The 20,301-nt window shown below is 70.0% G+C and carries 16 protein-coding genes; 11 read left to right on the forward strand and 5 right to left on the reverse strand.

Annotated features, from left to right (window positions below; all coding sequences use genetic code 11):
- Positions 1-16: 16 nt before the first annotated feature.
- On the reverse strand, positions 17-2,086 hold the full coding sequence (locus tag ACWIDZ_RS09775; RefSeq protein ID WP_453989490.1) for a TonB-dependent receptor domain-containing protein: 2,070 nt from the start codon (positions 2,084-2,086) through the stop codon (positions 17-19).
- Between the two features lie 308 nt (positions 2,087-2,394).
- Between ACWIDZ_RS09775 and ACWIDZ_RS09780 the strand changes: the two genes are divergently transcribed.
- Complete coding sequence (locus ACWIDZ_RS09780) at positions 2,395-3,312, forward strand: LysR family transcriptional regulator (RefSeq protein ID WP_453989491.1); 918 nt, start codon at positions 2,395-2,397, stop codon at positions 3,310-3,312.
- Here the strand turns inward: ACWIDZ_RS09780 and ACWIDZ_RS09785 are convergent.
- The 3 genes from ACWIDZ_RS09785 to ACWIDZ_RS09795 are packed head-to-tail and all read right to left on the reverse strand — an operon-like array spanning position 3,309 to position 6,630.
- Complete coding sequence (locus tag ACWIDZ_RS09785) at positions 3,309-4,511, reverse strand: MFS transporter (protein WP_453989492.1); 1,203 nt, start codon at positions 4,509-4,511, stop codon at positions 3,309-3,311. The two genes, ACWIDZ_RS09780 and ACWIDZ_RS09785, sit on opposite strands and share 4 nt — an antisense overlap.
- A 57-nt stretch (positions 4,512-4,568) precedes the next feature.
- Positions 4,569-5,975 carry an ATP-binding protein gene (locus ACWIDZ_RS09790; RefSeq protein ID WP_453989493.1) on the reverse strand — a complete coding sequence of 469 codons (1,407 nt, stop codon included), beginning with the start codon at positions 5,973-5,975 and terminating at the stop codon, positions 4,569-4,571.
- Positions 5,953-6,630, reverse strand: a complete 678-nt coding sequence (locus ACWIDZ_RS09795; RefSeq protein WP_453989494.1) for a response regulator — start codon at positions 6,628-6,630, stop codon at positions 5,953-5,955. The genes ACWIDZ_RS09790 and ACWIDZ_RS09795 overlap by 23 nt, the downstream gene beginning before the upstream one ends.
- Positions 6,631-6,770: 140 nt before the next feature.
- Between ACWIDZ_RS09795 and ACWIDZ_RS09800 the strand changes: the two genes are divergently transcribed.
- From ACWIDZ_RS09800 to ACWIDZ_RS09825, 6 genes are read left to right on the forward strand one after another with little or no spacing between them, the layout of a single operon-like run.
- On the forward strand, positions 6,771-8,018 hold the full coding sequence (locus ACWIDZ_RS09800) for an isochorismate synthase (RefSeq protein WP_453989495.1): 1,248 nt from the start codon (positions 6,771-6,773) through the stop codon (positions 8,016-8,018).
- Positions 8,015-9,643 carry a (2,3-dihydroxybenzoyl)adenylate synthase gene (locus tag ACWIDZ_RS09805; protein ID WP_453989496.1) on the forward strand — a complete coding sequence of 543 codons (1,629 nt, stop codon included), beginning with the start codon at positions 8,015-8,017 and terminating at the stop codon, positions 9,641-9,643. The genes ACWIDZ_RS09800 and ACWIDZ_RS09805 overlap by 4 nt, the downstream gene beginning before the upstream one ends.
- Positions 9,640-10,287, forward strand: coding sequence for an isochorismatase family protein (locus ACWIDZ_RS09810; protein WP_453989497.1), 648 nt, complete (start codon positions 9,640-9,642; stop codon positions 10,285-10,287). The genes ACWIDZ_RS09805 and ACWIDZ_RS09810 overlap by 4 nt, the downstream gene beginning before the upstream one ends.
- Complete coding sequence (locus tag ACWIDZ_RS09815; protein WP_024353927.1) at positions 10,284-10,547, forward strand: phosphopantetheine-binding protein; 264 nt, start codon at positions 10,284-10,286, stop codon at positions 10,545-10,547. Before ACWIDZ_RS09810 ends, ACWIDZ_RS09815 begins: the two co-directional genes overlap by 4 nt.
- A gap of 9 nt (positions 10,548-10,556) precedes the next feature.
- Complete coding sequence (locus ACWIDZ_RS09820; RefSeq protein WP_453989498.1) at positions 10,557-14,459, forward strand: amino acid adenylation domain-containing protein; 3,903 nt, start codon at positions 10,557-10,559, stop codon at positions 14,457-14,459.
- On the forward strand, positions 14,456-15,226 hold the full coding sequence (locus ACWIDZ_RS09825; RefSeq protein WP_453989499.1) for a 2,3-dihydro-2,3-dihydroxybenzoate dehydrogenase: 771 nt from the start codon (positions 14,456-14,458) through the stop codon (positions 15,224-15,226). The genes ACWIDZ_RS09820 and ACWIDZ_RS09825 overlap by 4 nt, the downstream gene beginning before the upstream one ends.
- Before the next feature lie 21 nt (positions 15,227-15,247).
- On the opposite strand, the gene ACWIDZ_RS09830 is transcribed toward ACWIDZ_RS09825, so the two are convergent.
- Positions 15,248-16,399 carry an amidohydrolase gene (locus ACWIDZ_RS09830; RefSeq protein ID WP_453989500.1) on the reverse strand — a complete coding sequence of 384 codons (1,152 nt, stop codon included), beginning with the start codon at positions 16,397-16,399 and terminating at the stop codon, positions 15,248-15,250.
- A gap of 185 nt (positions 16,400-16,584) precedes the next feature.
- Here ACWIDZ_RS09830 and ACWIDZ_RS09835 point away from each other — a divergent pair, with 185 nt between their 5' ends.
- Genes ACWIDZ_RS09835 through ACWIDZ_RS09850 form a run of 4 tightly spaced genes read left to right on the forward strand, consistent with a single transcriptional unit; the run spans position 16,585 to position 20,245 of the window.
- Entirely contained in the window at positions 16,585-19,080 is a 2,496-nt protein-coding gene (locus tag ACWIDZ_RS09835) for a heavy metal translocating P-type ATPase (RefSeq protein ID WP_453989501.1), read from the forward strand.
- Positions 19,080-19,499 carry a Cu(I)-responsive transcriptional regulator gene (cueR, locus tag ACWIDZ_RS09840; protein ID WP_343830780.1) on the forward strand — a complete coding sequence of 140 codons (420 nt, stop codon included), beginning with the start codon at positions 19,080-19,082 and terminating at the stop codon, positions 19,497-19,499. Before ACWIDZ_RS09835 ends, cueR begins: the two co-directional genes overlap by 1 nt.
- Before the next feature lie 60 nt (positions 19,500-19,559).
- Positions 19,560-19,757, forward strand: coding sequence for a heavy-metal-associated domain-containing protein (locus ACWIDZ_RS09845; RefSeq protein WP_291777672.1), 198 nt, complete (start codon positions 19,560-19,562; stop codon positions 19,755-19,757).
- A 2-nt stretch (positions 19,758-19,759) separates the two neighbouring features.
- Positions 19,760-20,245: a DUF411 domain-containing protein gene (locus ACWIDZ_RS09850; protein WP_453989502.1), complete on the forward strand. Its 486-nt coding sequence runs from the start codon at positions 19,760-19,762 to the stop codon at positions 20,243-20,245.
- Positions 20,246-20,301 lie beyond the last annotated feature (56 nt).

Genomic DNA, 20,301 nt, shown 5'->3' on the forward strand with positions numbered 1-20,301 from the left:
TCGCAGTTTCTCCGGATCAGAAGCGGGTGGTCAGGCCAACGAAGAAGCGGCGGCCGGGCGAGTAGTAGCCGTCGCCGGCGGTGCCGCTGACCTTCTCGTTGAAGAGGTTGGAGACCCCGGCGCGCAGGGTCACCGTGTCGGACGCCTCATAGGCGGAGGTCAGGTCGAACTCGGTGCGGGCGTTGGTCAGGGTCGAGCCGCCGCTCAGCTGTTCGCCGGTGTACTGAGCCGACAGCATGAGCCCCAGGCGGTCCGTGGCCCGCCAGTCCAGCGAGGCGTAGCCCGACCATTCCGGCGTGGTGATCAGGCTGGCCCCGGTGTCCAGGTTCTTGGCCTCGATCATCCAGGTGGCGTTGCCGCGCAGGGTCAGGTCGTAGGGCAGGGCCGCCGAACCGCTGAGCTCCAGACCCTTGGTGCGGGCGCGCTGGACGTTCTCGTTCTTGGTCCACCAGCGGCCTTCGAAATAGCCCAGCGGCGCGTACTGGATCTTGTTCTCGAAGTCGGTGTGGAAATAGGTGGCGGCGAAGCTGTAGGCGGCGCCGTCATAGGCGAAGCCGAACTCGTAGCTGGTGCTTTCCTCGGGCTTGAGGTTGGGGTTGCCCGCCATCCAGCAACTGCCCGAGGTGTAGATCAGCGGATTGCCGTTTCCGTCCAGGATCGGGTCGCCGTTCTTGTCCTTGGCGGCCATGCCGATCAGGCCCCGGCAGCCGTTGCCGCCCGAGTTGGTCGCGGCGCCGGCGCTGTTCTCCTTCAGGGACGGGGCGCGGAAGCCCTTGGAGACGCCGCCGCGCAGGGTCCAGGCCTCGGCCGGATGCCAGACCAGATAGGCGCGGGGGCTGAAATGCTCGCCGTATTTATCGTGGCTGTCCAGACGGCCGCCGAGCGTCAGCAGCAGGTTTTCGCGCAGGGTGATCTGGTCCTCGGCGAAGATGGCCGCCGTATCGCCCTTCAGCGTGGCGCCGGTGATGACGTTGCCGTCATAGTCGATCGGCACCGTGCCGATGGTGTCGGTGTTGGTCAGCTCTTCCTGGCGGTACTGGGCGCCGAGGGCGAACTTGTGCAGCCAGACGAAATTCTTCTCGAAGTTCCACAGGCCGTCGACGATCCACTCCTCGAACTCGCCGGAACCGCCGTACTCCCCCATCGCCTTGTTCTCGAAGGCGTTGCGATAGACGTCCAGACGCGTCTTGCCGAAGGACCATTCGCCCTCGTGGCTGGCGCGGAAGTTGGTGCGTTCGGTCTCGGAGCCGAAGGCGCCTTGCGGCGTCAGTTCGCCATTGCGGTTCGGCACCAGCAGCTTGGGCGCCAGGGGCTCCTCCACCCCGTAGTTGGCCTCGAACGAGAAGTTGTGATTCTCGACCGGCGCCCAGTTCAGCACGCCGTTCAGGCTCTTGTTGACGACGCCGCCCGCGCCGTTGTTGCTCGAGATGTTCACCTCGTCCGGATTGGTGCGGGCGTAGGTCGCGCCCAGGCGCAGGCCCAGGTTTTCCGTGAGGGGGCCGGCCACGTTGACGCCCAGCTGATAGGCGTCGCCGCGCTCGGAATCCTCGGACCAAGTGTAGCTGGTGTTGGCCGAGCCGCGCCACGTCGGGGCGATCTTGCGGGTGATGATGTTGATGACCCCGCCCATCGCGTCGGAGCCGTAGAGGGACGACATCGGGCCGCGCACCACCTCGATGCGCTCGATCATGTCGGGCGAGATCCAGTTCAGATCCTGGCGGCCCAGGTCGGGGCGATAGCTGATGTCGCGCGAATTGCCGACGCGACGCCCGTCGACCAGCACCAGGGTGTAGTTGTCCGGCAGGCCGCGAATGGTGATCTTGGACATGGCGCCGGTGGGGCTGACGCCGCCGGTCACGCCGGGCAGACGGCCCAGCAGTTCGCCCAGGCTCTGCACCGGCTGGCGCTCGATCTCGTCGCGGGTGATGACGCTGACCGAGGCCGGGGCGTTGCGGACGTCCACGGCCGTGCCTGACGCCGTGACGATGACGTCGCCGACCGAGGTGGCCTGGGGGTCGACGCCGGAGGCGCCCGGCAGGGCGGTCTCGGCCAGAGCCGGCGAGGCGGCGAGAAGGGTTGATGTCATCAGGCCCAGCCCGATGCGGCGTTTCGATAGGTGCATCTGCGCCCCCAGAGGCGTGCGTTAGGCGGGCGCCAGGCGCCCGGGGAGGGGAGGAAAGCTCGACCGTGCGAGCGGCTCGCTCCTAATAATCATTCGCAATATTGTCTCAATGTCGGATTCGGCATGGGGCCTATTCGCCTGGCTGCATGAGGGCGCGGCCGTCGGGAAGCGGCGAGAAACGGGGCGCGAACCACAGGGCGAGTGTGTTGCAATTAAGAGGCGTTCTTAATACAGCCGGGGACGACGCGCCGGGCGTCATGCAGCGAGGCCATATGTCGGGGCGACTTCCCCACCGCGTCGATTTCACCCTGCTTCAGCATCTTCAGGTGCTGATCGAGCAGCGCAGCGTCTCGCGCGCAGCCGAGCGTCTGGGCATCGGCCAGCCGGCGATGAGCCGCATCCTGGCCCGGCTGCGCGATCAGTTCGACGATCCCCTGTTGGTGCGCGGCCCGCGCGGCATGATGCCGACGCCGCGCGCCGAGGCTCTGTCCGGCCCCCTGCGCGCCTGGCTGGAGGCGGGGGAGAGCCTGCTGCGCGATCCCGACCGGGATCTCGGACGCATGAAGCGGGTGTTCCGTCTGGCTTCCACCGACTTCGGCCTGCTCAGCGTTCTGACGCCCGCCCTTGCCCGCATCGCGCAGGAGGCGGCGGGGGTGGAACTGGACGTCGAGCCTCTGTCGGACGCCAGCCTGCGGCGGCTTGAGGACGGGCGGCTGGATCTGGTGCTGACCGGCTGGAGTCCCGAGGGCGCGGGGCTGAAGTCGCGCTGGCTGTTCCGCGAGACTCATCTGGGCCTGGCGCGGCCGGACCACCCAGTGCATCAGGCGACGCCGACGCACGCCGAACTGCTGCGGTGGCCCCATGTCGCGCCGTCAGCCGGGGACGGTTTCGGCGACTGGGTGGCGGACGACCTGCCGGACATGGCCGAGCGCCGCGTCCTGGTGCGGGCCGAGAGCTTCGCCCTGGTTCCCTATCTGTTGCAGACGAGCGAGGCGGTGGCCCTGCTGCCGCGCCGGGCGGCCGAGCATTTCGCCGCCGCGCACGGCTTGCGCGCCTTCCCGGCGCCGCAGGAAATGCGGCCGTTCGACTATCACCTGGTCTGGCACGAACGCTCTGACGGCGACGTTGGAACCCGGTGGCTGGCCGACGCCCTGTCGGCCGGGTTTGAGATCGAACGGGCGCGCGCCTAACCGGCCTTGAGGCGCGTGGCGGGCCACAGCGCCGCGATCAGGATCATCACCGCCGACACGACGTAGGGCGCGCCGTGCGCCGCCTGATAGGCCAGGGTGGCGCCCAGCGGGCCGATCACCGCACCCAGTCCCTGCGCGGCCCCGACGGCCCCGGCGGCGGCGCCTTGCTCATGGGCCTCGACGGCATTGGCGGCCAGCGCCGATTGCGAGGGATAGACCCAGCCCATGCCTGCCGCGATGACGCCATAGGCGGCCCACAGTTGCAGCGGCGTCGCGGCGAAGGCGGCGCCGACGAAGCCGACGGCGGCGACGCTCCCGCCGATGCGGATGAAGCGCGAGGGCGTCCAGGTCAGGCGGCGCAGCACCATCTGGGCCGAGAACAGCACCACGCCGACCACGGCCAGGGCGATTCCCGCCGTGCGCGCCGCCTCATTGGGCGACAGGCCGAAGCGGTCCAGAGCCAGGAAACCGACCACCACCTGACAGACGACGACGCCGCACATGGCGAAGAAGGCGGTGGCGACGGCGCGGCGGATGCGGCCGTCCGACAGCTTCAGCGTCGATTTCTTGCGCGTCTCATGCGGGGCGTCCGCGGGCAGGAAGCGCCAGATGGCGATGAAGGCCAGGATCGGCAGGGCCGAAATGATGAGCAGGGAGGCGCTGAGGCTCCATCCGGCCAACAGGCCCGCCACGCCCGGTCCGAAAACGATGCCCAGCGAGCTGGAGGCGCCGACGGCGCCCATGGCGCGGGCGCGTTCGTGCGGCGCGGTCTGATCGGCCACGACGGCGGCGGAGATCGGCGGGACGGCGGCGTAGAAGGCTCCGGCGGCGGTGCGGGCGGCCGTCATGCCGATAAAGCTGATGATCGCCGCCGGGACCAGGGCCATGGCCGCGCTCATGAACAGGCCCAGCGCCGCATAGCTGACGGCGAACCCGGCCAGGGCGATCAGCAGCACTTTGCGCCGCCCGACCTCGTCGCTGCGTGCGCCCCAGAAGCGGGCCATCAGCATCCACGCCAGACCCGCCGCCGTCACCGCTGCGCCGACGTGCCAGGGCTGCAGCCCCAGCAGCCGCGCCATCGGCCCGACCACGGCGACGAAGGCCATCATCGACATGCTGCCGACGCCCGCGGTGAACAGCAGGGGCTTCAGGCTGAAGCCGCCGCCGGGGGCTGCGACAGTCGTGGTGGCGGAGGTCATGAGCGGCTCTTGAACGGAAAGGAGCGGCTTGATCGACTAATTGAGAACGAATTGCAACTAGGGCTTGGCCATTGTGACCGGCAGCGACAGCTCCACCGCCAGTCCGGGCCAGTTGTCGTCCAGCCGCAGTTCGCCGCCGTGCGCCCGCGCCACCGCCGCCACCATGGCCAGTCCCAGCCCCGCGCCCGAGGCATGGCCGGTCCCGCCCTGATTAAGGCGATAGAAGCGGCGCAGGATCTTCTCGCGTTCGGCTTCCGGCACGCCGGGCCCCTGATCGGCGACGCGGACGACCGCCCGGCCGCCTTCACTGGACGTCGAGACCTCGATCCGCCCGCCGCCGTGGAAGACGGCGTTCTCGATCAGATTGGCCAGGGCCTGTTGGATAAGGGCAGGGTCGGCCTCGACCGTTCCTGCAGGGGCGAGGCCGACGGTCAGCCGCCCGCCCGCCTCTTCAACGAAGGGGCTGTAGATGTCGGCCACGGCGCCGGTCAGCGCCGCGAGATCCAGCCGTTCGGTCTTCAGGGCGGCGTCGCCGCTCTCGATCCGGGCCAGGGTCAGCAGGGCCTCGAACAGGGCGCTGACCTGGTCCGTCTCCTCCAGCGCGCGTTCGACGGCGGCCTCGCGCGCCTGGGCGTCGTCGAGGTTGGCGGCCAGGTCTTCCAGCCGGTTGCGGACCCGGTTCAGCGGCGCGCGCAGTTCGTGGGCCACGCCCTCGGACAGGGTCTTCAGCGTCGTCAGCGCCGCCTCCTGCCGGTCCAGCATCCGGTTGAGGTTGGCCGACAGCTCGTTGAACTCGCGCCCCAGGCCGACGGCGGGCAGGCGGGCCGAATCCTGTCCGGCGATGATGCGTCCGACCGCCTGATTGACGTCCTCCAGCCGCCGCAGGAACAGCCGGCCGGCGAACCAGCCGCCGGCCAGGGCCAGCAGGATCAGGACGATCCCGCTCATCAGGGCATAGCGGCGGATGCCGCCGCGCAGCTCGTCCAGGTGCTGGATATCGCGCCCGACCGCCAGCAGGCCGCCGTCGGACGCCCGCGCGCTCAGCGCCAGCATGTTCGGCGTCTGGTCGGGCCAGCGGGCGGGGCGCGCCTTGTTGGGCAGGTTGCGGCGGAAGCCCGTCTCATTGACCGCCAGCCGCGTCAGGCCGTTGGAGAAGGTGCTGCCGTCCGGCGCCTCGACCAGCAGCAGATAGCGCCGGGCGTCGCGGTTGCGGGCCTCGGCGTTCAGCTCCCGCACCAGCTGGGCCGTGCCGTGCCGGTTGGCGTCGGCGCGCATGACGTCCATCTGATGGTTCAGCCCGTCGCGGACCTCGGCCTCGGCGAAGCGCATCAGGCCGTAGTCCACGCCCGCGATCATCACCGCCGCGCCCAGGCCGAACAGGACCGAGAAGGCGGCGGCGTAGCGCAGGCTGGCCGTGGACCAGACGGAGGGACGTTTCGGTTCAGTCCGGAGCCTTGAGGACATAACCCACCCCCCGGATGGTGTGGATCAGCTCCTGATCGAAGCCGCGATCCACCTTGGCCCGCAGGCGGCTGATGTGGGCGTCGATCAGATTGGCGCGCGGGTCGAAGTGGAAGCCCCACAGGCTTTCCAGCAGCATGGTGCGCGTCACGGCGTGACCGGCGTTGCGGGCCAGACGCTCCAGCAGCTTGAACTCGTGCGGGGTCAGGTCCAGCGGCTTGCCCGCGCGGGTCGCCCGGTGCGCGGCGACGTCGACCTCCAGATCGGCCACCCGATGCCGCGTCGTCGCCTCGGCCAGCGGGGGGCGGCGCACCAGCGCCTGCAGCCGCGCGCTCAGTTCGCTGAAGGCGAAGGGCTTGACCAGATAGTCGTCGGCGCCCGCGTTCAGCCCCGCCACCCGGTCATCGACCGAGCCGAGCGCCGTCAGCATCAGCACCGGCGTCTTCAGCCCGCCCGCGCGCATGGCCTGGACCGCTTCCAGACCGGGCAGGCCGGGCATCATGCGGTCGGCGACGATGGCGTCGTACTCGCCCTCCATCGCCATATGCAGACCGGTTTCGCCGTCGCCCGCCTCATCGACGGTATGCCCCTGCTGGCGCAGGCCTTCGGCCACGAAGGCGCGGGTTCGGGCATCATCGTCAATGACAAGCATTCGCATGAGCGCCCTTCTAAACCTCTGCGGCGAAACGACCAGACCGGCTTGGAATTAATCTCGCCGCAAGACAACGCGAAGGTTGCTCGGCTATAGGCCGGTTGTTGCGAATGATATGCAACAGCTTGAGTGCAGCAGGGATCAGCATGGAGTCGAGAGTAGCGGAATTCTGGGGCGCGCCCGATCTGTCGGTTCAGATCGGTGGCGGCGCATCCGAACGGCATGAGGCCGCCGCGCCGAAGGACGACATGGACTGGGCTTTTGGACTAAGCACGCCGGAGCTGCGGCTCTTCACCACGGGTCTGAAGCAGCGCCTGACGCCGGGGCCGGCGGCGACCCTGGGCGCGCGCGTGCGCGGCTTCTTCGCCGATCTGCCGGTCGCCCCGGAAACCGATGAGCCGTCGCCGCGCCTGCTGGTCGGCGCCCTGCCGTTTGACCGCAGCGCCGACGACTGCCTGTTCCTGCCCGAGCGCGCCGCCAACCGCATCTGGGACATGACCTCAAGCGCGTCGCACCCCTCGATCCGCGCCCTGACGCCCGAGCCGTCGCGCGCGGCCTATGAGGCGGCGGTGACGCAGGCGCTTGAGGCCATGCGCGCCTCTCAGGGCGGCGCCGAGCCGGTCGACAAGGTGGTGCTGTCGCGCAGCCTGAAGGTTCAGGGCGACGGCGCGATTGATCCCTTCGCCCTGTGGCGTGACCTGAAGGCCGACCCGACCGCCGCGCGCTTCCTGACGCCGCTGGGCGAGGGGGCTGGCGGCGCCATGCGCCGTCTGGTCGGCGCCACGCCCGAACTGCTGGCGTCCAAGCGCGGCCCGGCCGTCTTCTCTCATCCTCTGGCCGGATCGGCCCGCCGCAGCACCGACGTGGTGCAGGACGAGGCGGCGGCGCAAGGCCTGCTGGCCTCCGACAAGGACCGCCGCGAGCACGCCCTGGTGGTCGAGGCCATCATGGACCTGTTGGCGCCTTACTGCAGCGACCTGCGCGCGCCGCCCGGCCCGGCGCTGGTCTCGACCCGGACCATGTGGCACCTGGGCACCCGCATCGAGGGGCGCCTGCATCGTCCCGACGAGATCTCCGCCGCCGAACTGGCCGCCCTGCTGCATCCGACGCCCGCCGTCTGCGGCTCGCCGCGCGATCGGGCGGCCGAGATGATCCACGCGCTTGAAGGCTATGATCGGGGCTTCTATGCCGGCGCCGTGGGCTGGACCAACGCCTTCGGCGACGGGGCGTGGTACGTCTCGCTGCGCTGCGCCGAAACGTGCGGCGATCAGGCGCGTCTCTATGCCGGGGCGGGCATTGTCGAAGGCTCCGACCCCGCCGCCGAGGCGGACGAGACGTCAGGTAAGTTCCAGGCCGTTCTGCGCGCCCTGGGCGTGGATGAGGCGAGCGTATGATTCCCCTGCAACAGGTCTGGCCGGACGACATGGCGGCGCATTATCGGGCCAAGGGCTATTGGCGCGGCGAAACCTTCTCCCAACTGCTGCGCAGCCGGGCGGAGGCGCAAGGCGACGCCGTCGCCGTGGTCGGCATGGACCAGCGCTGGACCTACGGCGAACTGCTGCAAAAGGCCGAGACGGCCGCCGCCGGCTTCCTGGCGCTGGGGCTGAAGCCGGGCGACCGGGTGGTGGTGCAACTGCCCAACCTGCCCGAGTTCCTCAGCGTGATCTTCGGCCTGTTCCGGGCGAAGCTGATCCCCGTCTATGCGCTGCCCGCGCACCGCTCGACCGAGATCGTTCACTTCCTGAAACGTTCGGAAGCCGCCGCCTATGTCGTGGCCGACCGGCATGAAGGCTTCGACTATCGCGCCCTGGCCCGCGCCGTTCAGGCCGAGGTTCCGGAGCTGCGCCATGTGGTCGTGGTGGGCGAGGCCGAGGAGTTCGCATCCTTCGACGGTTTCCGCGCCGATCCGGCCTCCCTGCCGACGGACGACGCCGATCCGTCCGACGTGGCCTTCCTGCAGATTTCGGGCGGCTCGACCGGCCTGTCCAAGCTGATCCCTCGCACCCACGACGACTACCTCTACAGCGTGCGTGAAAGCGCCGACATCTCGGGGCTGGAGCCGGAGAGCGTCTATCTGACGGCCCTGCCGGCGGCGCATAATTTCCCGATGAGCTCGCCGGGCTATCTGGGCGCCCTCTATGTCGGGGCGACGGTGGTGATGGCGCCGTCGCCGTCGCCGGACGTCTGCTTCCCCCTGATCGAGCGCGAGGGCGTGACGATCACCGGACTGGTGCCGCCTCTGGCCCTGCTGTGGATGCAGGCGGCGGCCCGGAAGGCGCACGACCTGTCCAGCCTTCAGGTGCTGCTGGTCGGCGGGGCGAAATTCCTGCCCGAGGCCGCGCGGCGCGTGCGCCCGGAGCTGGACTGCACCCTGCAACAGGTGTTCGGCATGGCCGAGGGGCTGGTCAACTACACCCGGCTGGACGACCCTGAGAGCCTGATCGTGGAGACCCAAGGGCGACCGATTAGCCCCGACGACGAAATCCTGATCGTCGACGACGCAGGCGCGCCCGTGGCCGAGGGCGAGCCGGGCAATCTGCTGACGCGCGGCCCCTATACGATCCGCGCCTATCACAACGAACCCGCGGCCAATGCGCGGTCCTTCACCGACGACGGCTTCTATCGCACCGGCGACGTGGTGCGCCGCACGCCCGAGGGCTATCTGGTCGTCATGGGCCGGGCCACCGACCACATCAACCGCGCGGGCGAGAAGATTTCGGCCGAGGAGGTCGAGGATCATCTGCTGGCCCACCCGGCCGTGTTCGACGCCGCCGTGGTGTCGGTGCCGGACGACTATCTGGGCGAGCGCATCTGCGCCTTCGTCATCCCCGACGGCGCCGCGCCGCGCGGCGTCGAGTTGAAGGCCTGGATGCGCAAGCGCGACATCGCCGACTTCAAGGTGCCGGACCAGATCGTCTTCGTCGACGACTTCGCCGTGACCGCCGTGGGCAAGGTCAGCCGCCGCGAACTGCGCGCCGCCCTGCGTCAGCGCATTCTGGAAGAGGAGGGCAAGGCGTGACCGCATCAAAGGGTCTGCCGACCGTCCCGGCCTACGCCCTGCCGACCGAGGCGGAGATTCCCGCCTCGCGCGCCCAGTGGACGTTGCAGCGTGATCGCGCCGCCCTGCTGGTCCACGATATGCAGCGCTATTTCATGCGCCCCTATGCGCCAGGCGCCGAGCCGCTGCCCGGCCTGATCGCCAACATCGCCTGCCAGATCGCGGCGGCGCGGGCGGCGGGCGTGCCCGTCTTCTACACCGCCCAGCATGGCGATCAGGATCGCCGAGACCGGGGCCTGCAGGCCGACCTGTGGGGACCGGGCATGAGCCGCGCGCCCGAGCATGAAGACATTCTGCCTGAACTGGCCCCGGCGCCGGGCGACTTCCCCCTGGTCAAGCACCGCTACAGCGCCTTCCAGCGCAGCAACCTTGAGACGCTGATGCGCGTGCGGGGGCGGGACCAACTGATCGTCTGCGGCGTCTACGCCCACATCGGTTGTCAGCTGACGGCGGCCGAGGCGTTTCAGCGCGATATCGAACCCTTCTTCGTCGCCGATGCGCTTGGCGACTTCTCGCGCGACAAGCATATGGGCGCGGTGGCCTGGGCCGCCGACACCTGCGCCGTGGCCCTTTCGACGGCGCGCGTTCTGGAACGACTGACATGACCAAGCTGACCCCGCAGGACTTGACGCTGGAGCGCATGCGCGCCGATGTCGCCGCCGTGCTGCATGAAACGCCGGACTCCATTCTGGACGACGACAATCTGATGGACCTGGGCGTCGATTCCTTGCGCGCCCTCAACCTGTCGCTGGCGTGGAGCGAGGCCGTGCCGCTGGAGTTCAGCGAACTGGCCGAACACACCACGCTCGCAGGCTGGTGGAGCGTGGTTCAGGCGCGTCTGCGCGCCGCCGGTCATGACGCCTGACCTGACATCATGGACGACGGACGAATGGCGGCGGCGCTGGAACACCCGCTGACGGAAACCCAATCCGGCCTGTGGTTCGCCCAGAGGCTGGACCCGGCCAACCCGATCTTCAACACGGCCCACTATCTCGACATCCGGGGCGATCTGGACGTCGAGGCCTTCCGCGCCGCCGTCGATCAGACCGCCGCCGAGACCGAAGCCCTGTCGCTGCGTTTCGTGGAACGAGACGGCGAAGTGTTCCAGACCCTCGACCCGACCCATCGCCCCTTGCTTCGGATCGTCGACGTGTCCGCCGCCGCCGATCCGGTCGCCGAGGCCATGGCCGCCATGCGCCGCGATCACGAGACGCCGCTCGACCCGACGCGCGACCCGCTGGCCGCCAACATCCTGTTCCGCATGACGGGCGAGGGGGGACCGCAACGCTTCCTGTGGAGCCTGCGCGTTCACCATCTGGCCACCGACGGCTTCGGCATGGCCCTGCTGACCAACCGCGTGGCCGAGCTTTACAACGCCGCGCGCGGCGGCCCGGCGCCGGGCCCGGTCTTCAACCCCATCGCCAAGGTCTGGGACGAAGACGCCGCCTATCGCGCCTCGGACAAGCGCACGGCCGACGCCGCCTACTGGCGCGAGATCATGGGCGACGCGCCCGAGGTCGCCTCTCTGGCGCCCGGCAAGGCCACGACCGCCCACCGCTTCCATCGCATCGAGCGCGCCCTGCCGCCGCAGGTCACGGCCCGCCTGCGCGCCCGCGCTGACGCCGGGCGCCTGTCCTGGCCCGATGTGCTGACCGCCATCGGCGCCGCCTATGTCCGCCGCTTCTCGGGCGCGGAGGAGGCTGTGATCGGCGTGCCGTGGATGGGCCGCATGGGCAGCGCCTCGGCGCGCACGCCGGCCATGATCATGAATGTCCCGCCGCTGCGCCTGACGCTGGACGAGGACGCGCCGCTGGACGAGCAACTGATCCTCGCCTCGAAGGCCCTGATCAAGACCCGCCGCCACGGCCGTTACCGCAGCGAGCAGCTGCGGCGCGATCTCGGCCTGATCGGCGGGGCGCGGCGGCTGTACGGGCCGCTGGTCAACGTCCTGCCGTTCGATCTGCCGCCGCGTTTTACGGGGCTGGACACGACGCTGAAGGTGCTGGGCACCGGCCCGGTGGACGACATCAGCTTCACCTTCCGCGGCGACGCCGCTCCGGCCCTGACGCTGGAAGTCGACGCCAACCCTGACCTCTACACGCTGGAGGAGGCCGCCGCCCACGCAAAGCGTCTGGCCGCCTTCCTGACGAATGCTCTCGATGCGGAGACTCTGGGCGAAGTCCCCATCGCCACGCCGAGCGAGGCTGTGCGCGAACTGGAAGCCTTCAACGCCACCGCCCACCCGGTTCCCGACACGACGCTGACCGCCCTGCTGGAGGCGGCGATGCAGGCGACGCCGGACGCCCCGGCGCTGACCTTCGGTGATGAGACCCTGAGCTACGCCGAACTGGACCGCCGCACGGCGGCGTTGGCCTCGGCGCTGGCGGCGCGCGGCGTGGGGCGCGAGAGCCTGGTCGCCGTGGCCCTGCCGCGTTCGCTGGAGCTGGTCATCGCGCTAGTCGCGACCTTACGCGCAGGCGGCGCCTATTTGCCGCTCGATCTGGAGCACCCGGCCGAGCGCATCGCGGCCATCGTCCGCGCAGCCGGGCCGAGCGTCGTCCTGGCCCACGAAGACATCGGCGGCGCCTTCGGCGAGGCCCTGCTGGCGCCCGCCGACTGGCCGCTGGCCGATGCTGCGCCTGCCGTCGCTCAGGCGGGCGAGGACGCCGCCTATGTCATCTACACCTCGGGGTCGACCGGCGATCCCAAGGGGGTGCTGGTCGAGCATCGGGCCATCGTCAACCGCCTGCTGTGGATGCAGGCCGAATACGGCATCGGCGCCCAGACGCGAATCCTTCAGAAGACGCCCGCCACCTTCGACGTGTCGGTGTGGGAGTTCTTCCTGGCCCTGATTTCGGGCGGGGAACTGGTCGTGGCCCCGCCCGGCGCGCACCGCGATCCGGCGGCCATCGCCGGGCTGATCCGCCGCCATGCGATCACCGACCTGCACTTCGTCCCCTCCATGCTGTCGGCCTTCCTGGCCGATCCTGCGGCGAAGGGAATCGCGGTCGCCCACGTCTTCTGCAGCGGCGAGGAGCTGCCCGCCGAGCTGCGCGACCGGTTCCACCAGACGGTGAGCGCCGAACTGCACAACCTCTACGGCCCGACCGAGGCGGCGGTGGACGTCAGCTATTGGGCCGCCGGGCCGGAGGATGCGTCGCGCCCCATGCCGATCGGCTGGCCGGTGTGGAACACGCGGCTGGTCATTCTGGACGAGCGGCTGCGCCCCGTGGCGCCCGGCATGGGCGGCCATCTGCATCTGGGCGGCGTCCAGTTGGCGCGCGGCTATCTGAACCGGCCCGACCTGACCGAGGCCGCCTTCATCCCCGATCCGCACCATCCGGGTCAGCGGCTGTATCGCACCGGCGACGTGGCGCGCAGGCGGGCGGACGGGGCGGTGGTCTATCTGGGCCGCAGCGACCATCAGGTGAAGATCCGGGGCCTGCGCATCGAACTGGGCGAGATCGAAGCCGCGGTCATCGCCAGCGGTCTGGCGCGCGAGACGGTGGTGCTGGCCCGCGAGGACCGTCCCGGCGAGCGCCGTCTGGTCGCCTATCTGGTCCCGGCTGAGGGCTACGATCCCGCCGCCCTGAAGGCGAAGTTGGCCGCGCGCCTGCCTGATTACATGGTCCCCGCCGCCATCGTGGCGCTGGACGCCCTGCCGACGACCTCCAACGGCAAGCTGGACCGCAAGGCGCTGCCCGCCCCGGTGTTCGAGGCCGCAGCAGGCCGGGCGGCCGAGACGCCGACCGAAAAAATCATCGCCGAACTGTTCGCCGAGACGCTGGGCAGGGGCGAACCGGCGGGCGCCGACGACGACTTCTTCACCCTGGGCGGCGACTCCCTGCTGGCGGTGCATCTGATGATGCTGATCCGCGAGCGGCTGGGGCGCGATCCGGGGCTGGGCGCCCTGTTCGACCGGCCGCGCGTGGCTGAACTGGCCGCCCTGATCGACGCCGAGGCGCTGGACTTCGACAACGGGCTGGGCGTGCTGATCCGTCTGGCCGAGGGCGATCCAGCCCTGCCGCCGCTGTTCCTGATCCACCCGGCGGGAGGGCTGTCGTGGGGCTATCGCACCCTGGCGCGCGCCCTGTCGCCGCGCCGCACGGTGTGGGGCGTGCAGTCGCCCGCGCTGGACCCGGCCAACGCTCTGCCGGACGGGATCGAGGCGCTGGCGTCGGTCTATGTCGATCATATTCTGGCGCTCGGCTCGCCAGGCCCGGTCCACATCGCAGGCTGGTCCGTCGGCGGCATCATCGCCCAGGCGGCGGCGGTCGAGTTGGAGCGGCGTGGCGTCAAGGTCGGGCTGATGGCCATGCTGGACTCCTATCCGGCCGAGTGCTGGCGCGCCGAGCCGGACCCGGATCCGGTCGACGCGATGCGCGCCCTTCTGGCCATCGCCGGATATGACCCGACCCAGTATCCCGAGCTGCGTAGCCGCGCGGCCATTGTCGCCTTCCTGAAGGCGGGCGACAGCGCGCTGGGCGGCCTGCCTGAGGCGGCGCTGGACGGAGTGATCCGCGTGGTGCTGGACACCAACCGTCTGGTGCGTGAACACCATCACAAGCCCTTCGGCGGCCGCACCACCCACGTCCGCGCGGCGCTGGACCACAAGGAGCGCGACCTGACGCCGGGCCTGTGGCGCGCTTACGCCGCCGATCTGGACGTGGTCGAGGTTCCCTTCCTGCACCCGCAACTGACCGGCCCGGCGGCGACGGCCCTGATCGCCCCGGCGCTGGACGCTCGTATGACCGCCTTCGAGGAGACCGCACGATGAGAGACAGCGGACTGTCCGGCCGTCTGGCCCTGGTCACGGGCGCGGGCGGCGGCATCGCCGCCGCCGTGGTGCGCCTGCTGGTCGAGGAGGGCGCGCGCGTGGTCGCGACCGACCTGCCGTCCACCGCCCTGTCGGGGCTGGCGTTTCTGAACGGGGTGCGGGTCGAGCCGCTGGACGTGTCCGACGGCGCGGCGGTCGAGGCCCTGTTCGACCGCATCGAGGCCGAGGACGGCCCGATCGACTTCGTGGCCAGCGTGGCGGGCGTCCTGTCCAATGTGACGGTGGATCAGACCTCCGACGCCGAATGGCGCCGCGTCTTCGCCGTCAATACGGATGGGGTCTTCCATCTGGGCCGCGCGGCGTCGCGGCGGATGGGCGAGCGGGGCAAAGGCGCCTTCGTCACCGTCAGCTCCAACGCGGCGGGCGTGCCGCGTCATGCGATGGCGGCCTATGCCGCATCCAAGGCGGCGGCGACCATGTTCACCCGCTGTCTGGGGCTGGAGCTGGGGCCGAAGGGCGTCCGCTGCAACATCGTCGCCCCCGGCTCGACCCTGACGCCGATGCAGACCGGCATGTGGGCCGACGAAGACGGCGCCGCCCGCGTCATCGCCGGCTCGCCCGAGACCTTCAAGGCAGGCATTCCGTTGCAGAAGCTGGCGACGCCGGACGACATCGCCGAGGCGGTGGTCTTCCTGCTGTCCGACCGCGCCGCCCACATCACCATGACGGACCTGTACGTCGACGGCGGGGCCACGCTGCGCGCCTGATCCCGCCGTTCGCGCCTGCCTTCAGGACAGCTTCGCCTCGACGATCCGGGCGAAGACCGAGGCCACGTTCGGCAACAGGTCGTCGTTGAAGTCATAGGCGGTCTGGTGGACCATCGTCCCGCCCTGTCCGACGAAGAAGTAAGCCCCCGGCGCGATCTGCAACATATAGGCGAAGTCGTCGGTGAACGGGTACGGCTTCAGGTCGCGGTGCACCTTGTCCGCGCCGAACACGCCGCCCGCCGCCGCCGCCGCCGCATCGGCCTGAGCGGCGGCGTTGAAGACAGGGGGCACTCCCGCCGTCTCGCGCACCGTGACGGTGCAGCCGGTCATGACGCCGACGCCCGCGCAGATGGCCTGAAGTTTCTCCCACATCGTCTCGATCACTTCGGACGAGGTGGCGCGCAGGGTGCCCGCCAGGCTGGCTTCGTGCGGCACGACGTTGTGCGACGACCCGGCCTGAAGCTTGGTCACGGTGATCAGGGCGGGCTCCATCGGGTCGACATGACGGCCGACGATGGACGAGATTTCCGAGGCCACGCGCACGGCGGCCTGAACGGGGTCTTTCGTCTTGTGCGGGGCGGCGCCGTGGCCGCCGACGCCCTGAATGTCGATCTCCCACACCTTATAGCCGTTCATGGTCGGGCCGGTGTGGACCGCCGCCTCGCCCAGCGGCAGCAGCGGCATGTTGTGGTAGCCGTAGACCTCGTCGCACGGATAGCGGTCGAACAGGCCGTCCTTGATCATGGCGACCGCGCCCAGACCCGTCTCTTCCGCCGGTTGGAAGATCAGCACCACGCGGCCGCGCGCAGGCGGGTTGGCGGCCAGGTGGCGCGCCACGCCCAGCAGGGTCGCCGTATGGCCGTCGTGGCCGCAGGCGTGCGAGACGCCGGGCTTGGTCGAGGCGTGCGGGACGTTGCTGTCGTCGTTCATGGGCAGGGCGTCCATGTCGGCGCGCAGGCCGATGGACGGGCCGGGTTCGCGCCCTTCAATGACGGCGACCACGCCTTGTCCGCCGACGCCGCCCTCGGGCTTCAGGCCCAGCCCTTCCAGCACGTCGAACACCAGCTTTGCGGTGCGCGATTCCTGACCAGACAGTTCCGGGTGGGCGTGGATGTCCCGGCGCCAGGCAGTCATTTCGGGGGCCAGGGCGGCGAGGGCGGGCAGGGGCGTCATAGGGGCTCACGCATCCGTCGGAAAAGGGGAGGGCGCCAAGCTATCACCACCCCTCTTCAAACGACATAGCCGCATCCGGGCGGGGGAGGCGCGGGCGTCCGACGACCGTCAAAGGCGGGCGCTTGACCTTCCCTTGATGGGAAGGTTTAGAGGTGTCGTCGTCAAGGATTTGCGAGGACGACGCCATGGCCGCCGAAGGCTTGAAAACACTGGATCTGCCCGTGCTGGGCATGACCTGCGCCAGCTGCGTGGGCCGGGTCGAAAAGGCTATCCGCGCCGTGCCGGGCGTGACGCAGGCGCAGGTCAATCTGGCCGCCGAGCGGGCGCAGGTGTCGCTGTCGTCGGAGGGCTCCGCCGCCGCCGTCGCCGCCGCCATCAAGAGCGCGGGCTATGAGCCGATGGAGGAGGAGGTCGTCTATCCCGTACGGGAGATGACCTGCGCCTCCTGTGTCGGCCGCGTCGAAAAGGCGCTCGCCGCCGTGCCGGGCGTGCTGTCGGCTAGCGTCAATCTGGCGACCGAGCGGGCGACGGTGCGCTTCCTGTCAGGAGCGAAGACGTTCCAGGATCTGGCCGCCGCCGTCGAACAGGCAGGCTATGTGCTGGAGGCGCCCGAGGACGCCGGGCCGGACGCCGGCGACCGCGAACAGGCCGCCCGCGACGCCGAGATCAGGAAGCTGGGCCGCGCGGTGCTGATCGCGGGCGCGGCGACCCTGCCGCTGTTCGTGCTGGAGATGGGCTCGCACTTCGTGCCGGGGATGCACCACTGGATCGGCGAGACCATCGGCGCCTTCAACTGGAAAGTCATCAGCTTCGTGTTGGCGACCTTCGTGCTGTTCGTGCCGGGGATCATCTTCTACCGCAAGGGCGTGCCCGCTCTGCTGCGCTGGGCGCCGGACATGAACTCCCTCGTCGTGCTGGGCGCGACGGCGGCGTGGGCCTTCTCGACGGTGGCGACCTTTGCGCCGCAGTGGCTGCCGGAGGGCACGGCCAACATCTATTTCGAGGCGGCGGCGGTGATCGTCACCCTGATCCTGGTCGGGCGCTGGATCGAGGCGCGGGCGAAGGGCCGCACGGGTCAGGCGATCCGTCGCCTGATGTCGCTGCAGGCCAAGACCGCCCGCGTGGTGCGCGACGGCGTCGAACAGGACGTGGCCGTCGATGCGGTCAAGGTCGGCGACGTGGTCGTGGTGCGTCCCGGCGAGCGGGTGCCGGTCGACGGCGTGGTCACGGACGGCGCTTCCTTCGTCGATGAATCCATGCTGACGGGCGAGCCGATCCCGGTCGAGAAAACCGCCGGGGCCGACGTCACGGGCGGCACGCTGAACACCACGGGCGCCTTCCGCTTCGAGGCGCGTCAGGTCGGCGCTCAGACCGTGCTGGCCCAGATCGTCAAGATGGTCGAGGCCGCGCAAGGGGCCAAGCTGCCCATTCAGGCGCTGGTGGACAAGGTGACCGGCTGGTTCGTGCCCGCCGTCATGGCCATCGCCGCCCTGACCTTCGTGGCGTGGTTCCTGTTCGGGCCCGATCCGGCGATGGGGATGGCGCTGGTCGCGACCGTGGCCGTGCTGATCATCGCCTGCCCGTGCGCCATGGGTCTGGCGACGCCGACCTCCATCATGGTGGGCGTGGGGCGTGCGGCCGAACTGGGCGTGCTGTTCCGCAAGGGCGAGGCGCTTCAGGCGCTGCAGGGCGTCGAGGTGGTCGCCTTCGACAAGACCGGCACCCTGACCGAAGGCAAGCCGACCCTGACCGATCTGGTCACGGCCGAGGGCTTTGAAGAGACGACGGTGCTGGCCCAGGTGGCGGCGCTGGAGATCCGCTCCGAGCATCCGGTGGCCCGCGCCCTGGTCGCCGCCGCCGAGGCGCGCGGCGTGACGGTGGTCGAGCCGCAGGACTTCGCCTCCATCCCCGGCAAGGGGGTGACGGGTCTGGTCGAGGGCGCGCGCGTCGCCGTCGGCGCCGACCGCTACATGGCTGAACTGGGTTGCGACGTGGCTGTGTTCGCCGAGGCGGCGGCCCGTCTGGGCGACGAGGGCAAGACGCCGCTCTACGCTGCCGTAGACGGCCGACTGGCCGCCATCATCGCCGTGGCCGACCCGGTCAAGGCGACGACGGCCGAGGCCATCCGCGCACTGCACGATCTGGGGCTGAAGGTCGCGGTCATCAGCGGCGACAACCGCCGCACCGCCGCCGCCGTGGCGCGTCGTCTGGGCATTGATGAAGTCCACGCCGAGGTCATGCCGGACGGCAAGGTGGCCGTGATCGAGGCGCTGAAGGCCGGCGGGCGCAAGGTCGCCTTCGTCGGCGACGGGGTGAACGACGCCCCGGCCCTGGCGGCGGCGGACGTGGGTCTGGCGGTCGGCGGCGGCTCGGACGTGGCGATCGAGAGCGCGGACGTGGTCCTGACGGGCGGCGACCTGCGCGGCGCGGTCAGCGCCATCAGCCTGTCGCGGGCGACCATGGGCAACATCCGCCAGAACCTGGCCTGGGCGTTTGGCTACAATGTGCTGCTGATCCCGGTAGCGGCGGGGGTGCTGTATCCCGTCTTCGGCCTGATGCTGTCGCCCATGCTGGCGGCGGGGGCGATGGCCCTGTCCAGCGTCAGCGTGGTGCTGAACGCCCTGCGCCTGAAGACCTTCAAACCCCATATCAACACCGGCAGCATGAAGGGAGCCGCGTGATGAACATCGGCAAGGCGGCCCAGGCGACCGGCGTCTCGGCCAAGATGATCCGCTATTATGAGGCGCAGGGCCTGATCCGCCCTGCGGACCGCACCGAGGGCAATTATCGCGATTTCAGCGACCGCGACGTGAACGATCTGCGCTTCATCCGCCGGGCGCGCGGGCTGGGTTTTTCGATCGAGGAGATCAGCCGCCTTCTGTCCCTGTGGCGCGACGACGCCCGCCCCAGCCGCGAGGTCAAGGCGATGGCGCAAAAGCACCTAGCCGACCTGGACGCCCGCATCCGTGAAATGCGCGAGATGGCCGACACCCTGCGCCATCTGGCCCATTGCTGCGCAGGCGACGAACGGCCCGACTGCCCCATTCTGTCCGATCTGGCGGGCGATCGGCCGCAGGGCGTTCACGCCGGAAACGCTTGACCCTGCCACGACGGCAAGGGGTCGGATGAACTGTCGCGTATCAAGAAAGGGAGCATCATCATGATCTCGCTGAACATTCCGAAAATCCGCTGCGGCGGCTGCGTCGCCTCCGTGGAAAAGGCCGTCCTGTCCGTCGATCCGGCGGCCACGCTTACAGCCGACGTCCCGGCGCGCCGGGTCGAGGTCGAGACGACGGCGCCGCGGCAAGCCCTCGCCGACGCCCTGGCGGCGGCCGGCTATCCCGTGCAGGAGCACTGAAGATGAAGATGTCTGTAAAGCTGGCGGCGATCGCCGTCGGAGCCGCGGTCGTCGGCGGCGGCTTTGTCCTGGCCGAGGGGGCGGTCAGGCCCGCAGAGGCGGCCGAGATGACCGTCTACAAGAGCGACTCCTGCGGCTGCTGCGGCGGCTGGGTCGAGCATATGCGGCGCTCGGGCTACCAGGTGCGCGTGGTCCCCACTGATGACCTCGCCCCCATCAAGCAGCAGTTGAACGTGCCGCAGTCGCTGTGGAGCTGTCATACGGCCGTGATCGACGGCAAGATCGTCGAGGGCCACGTCCCGGCGACGGCCGTGAGGGCCTTTCTGAAGACCTCCGGCGAGGCGCGCGGCGTCGGCGTGGGCGGCATGCCCATCGGTTCGCCGGGCATGGAGGCGCCCGGTCATGCGTCCGAACTTTATGACGTTATGAGCTTCGGCGCGGGCGTGCCGACGCGCTTCATGACCTTCGTGGGGGCTGATCCGGCCTGACGTCGATCTCGAGATGAAAAACGATGACGGCGGCGCCCCTTGCGGGACGCCGCCGT

This window comes from Brevundimonas sp. NPDC055311, from assembly GCF_053645695.1.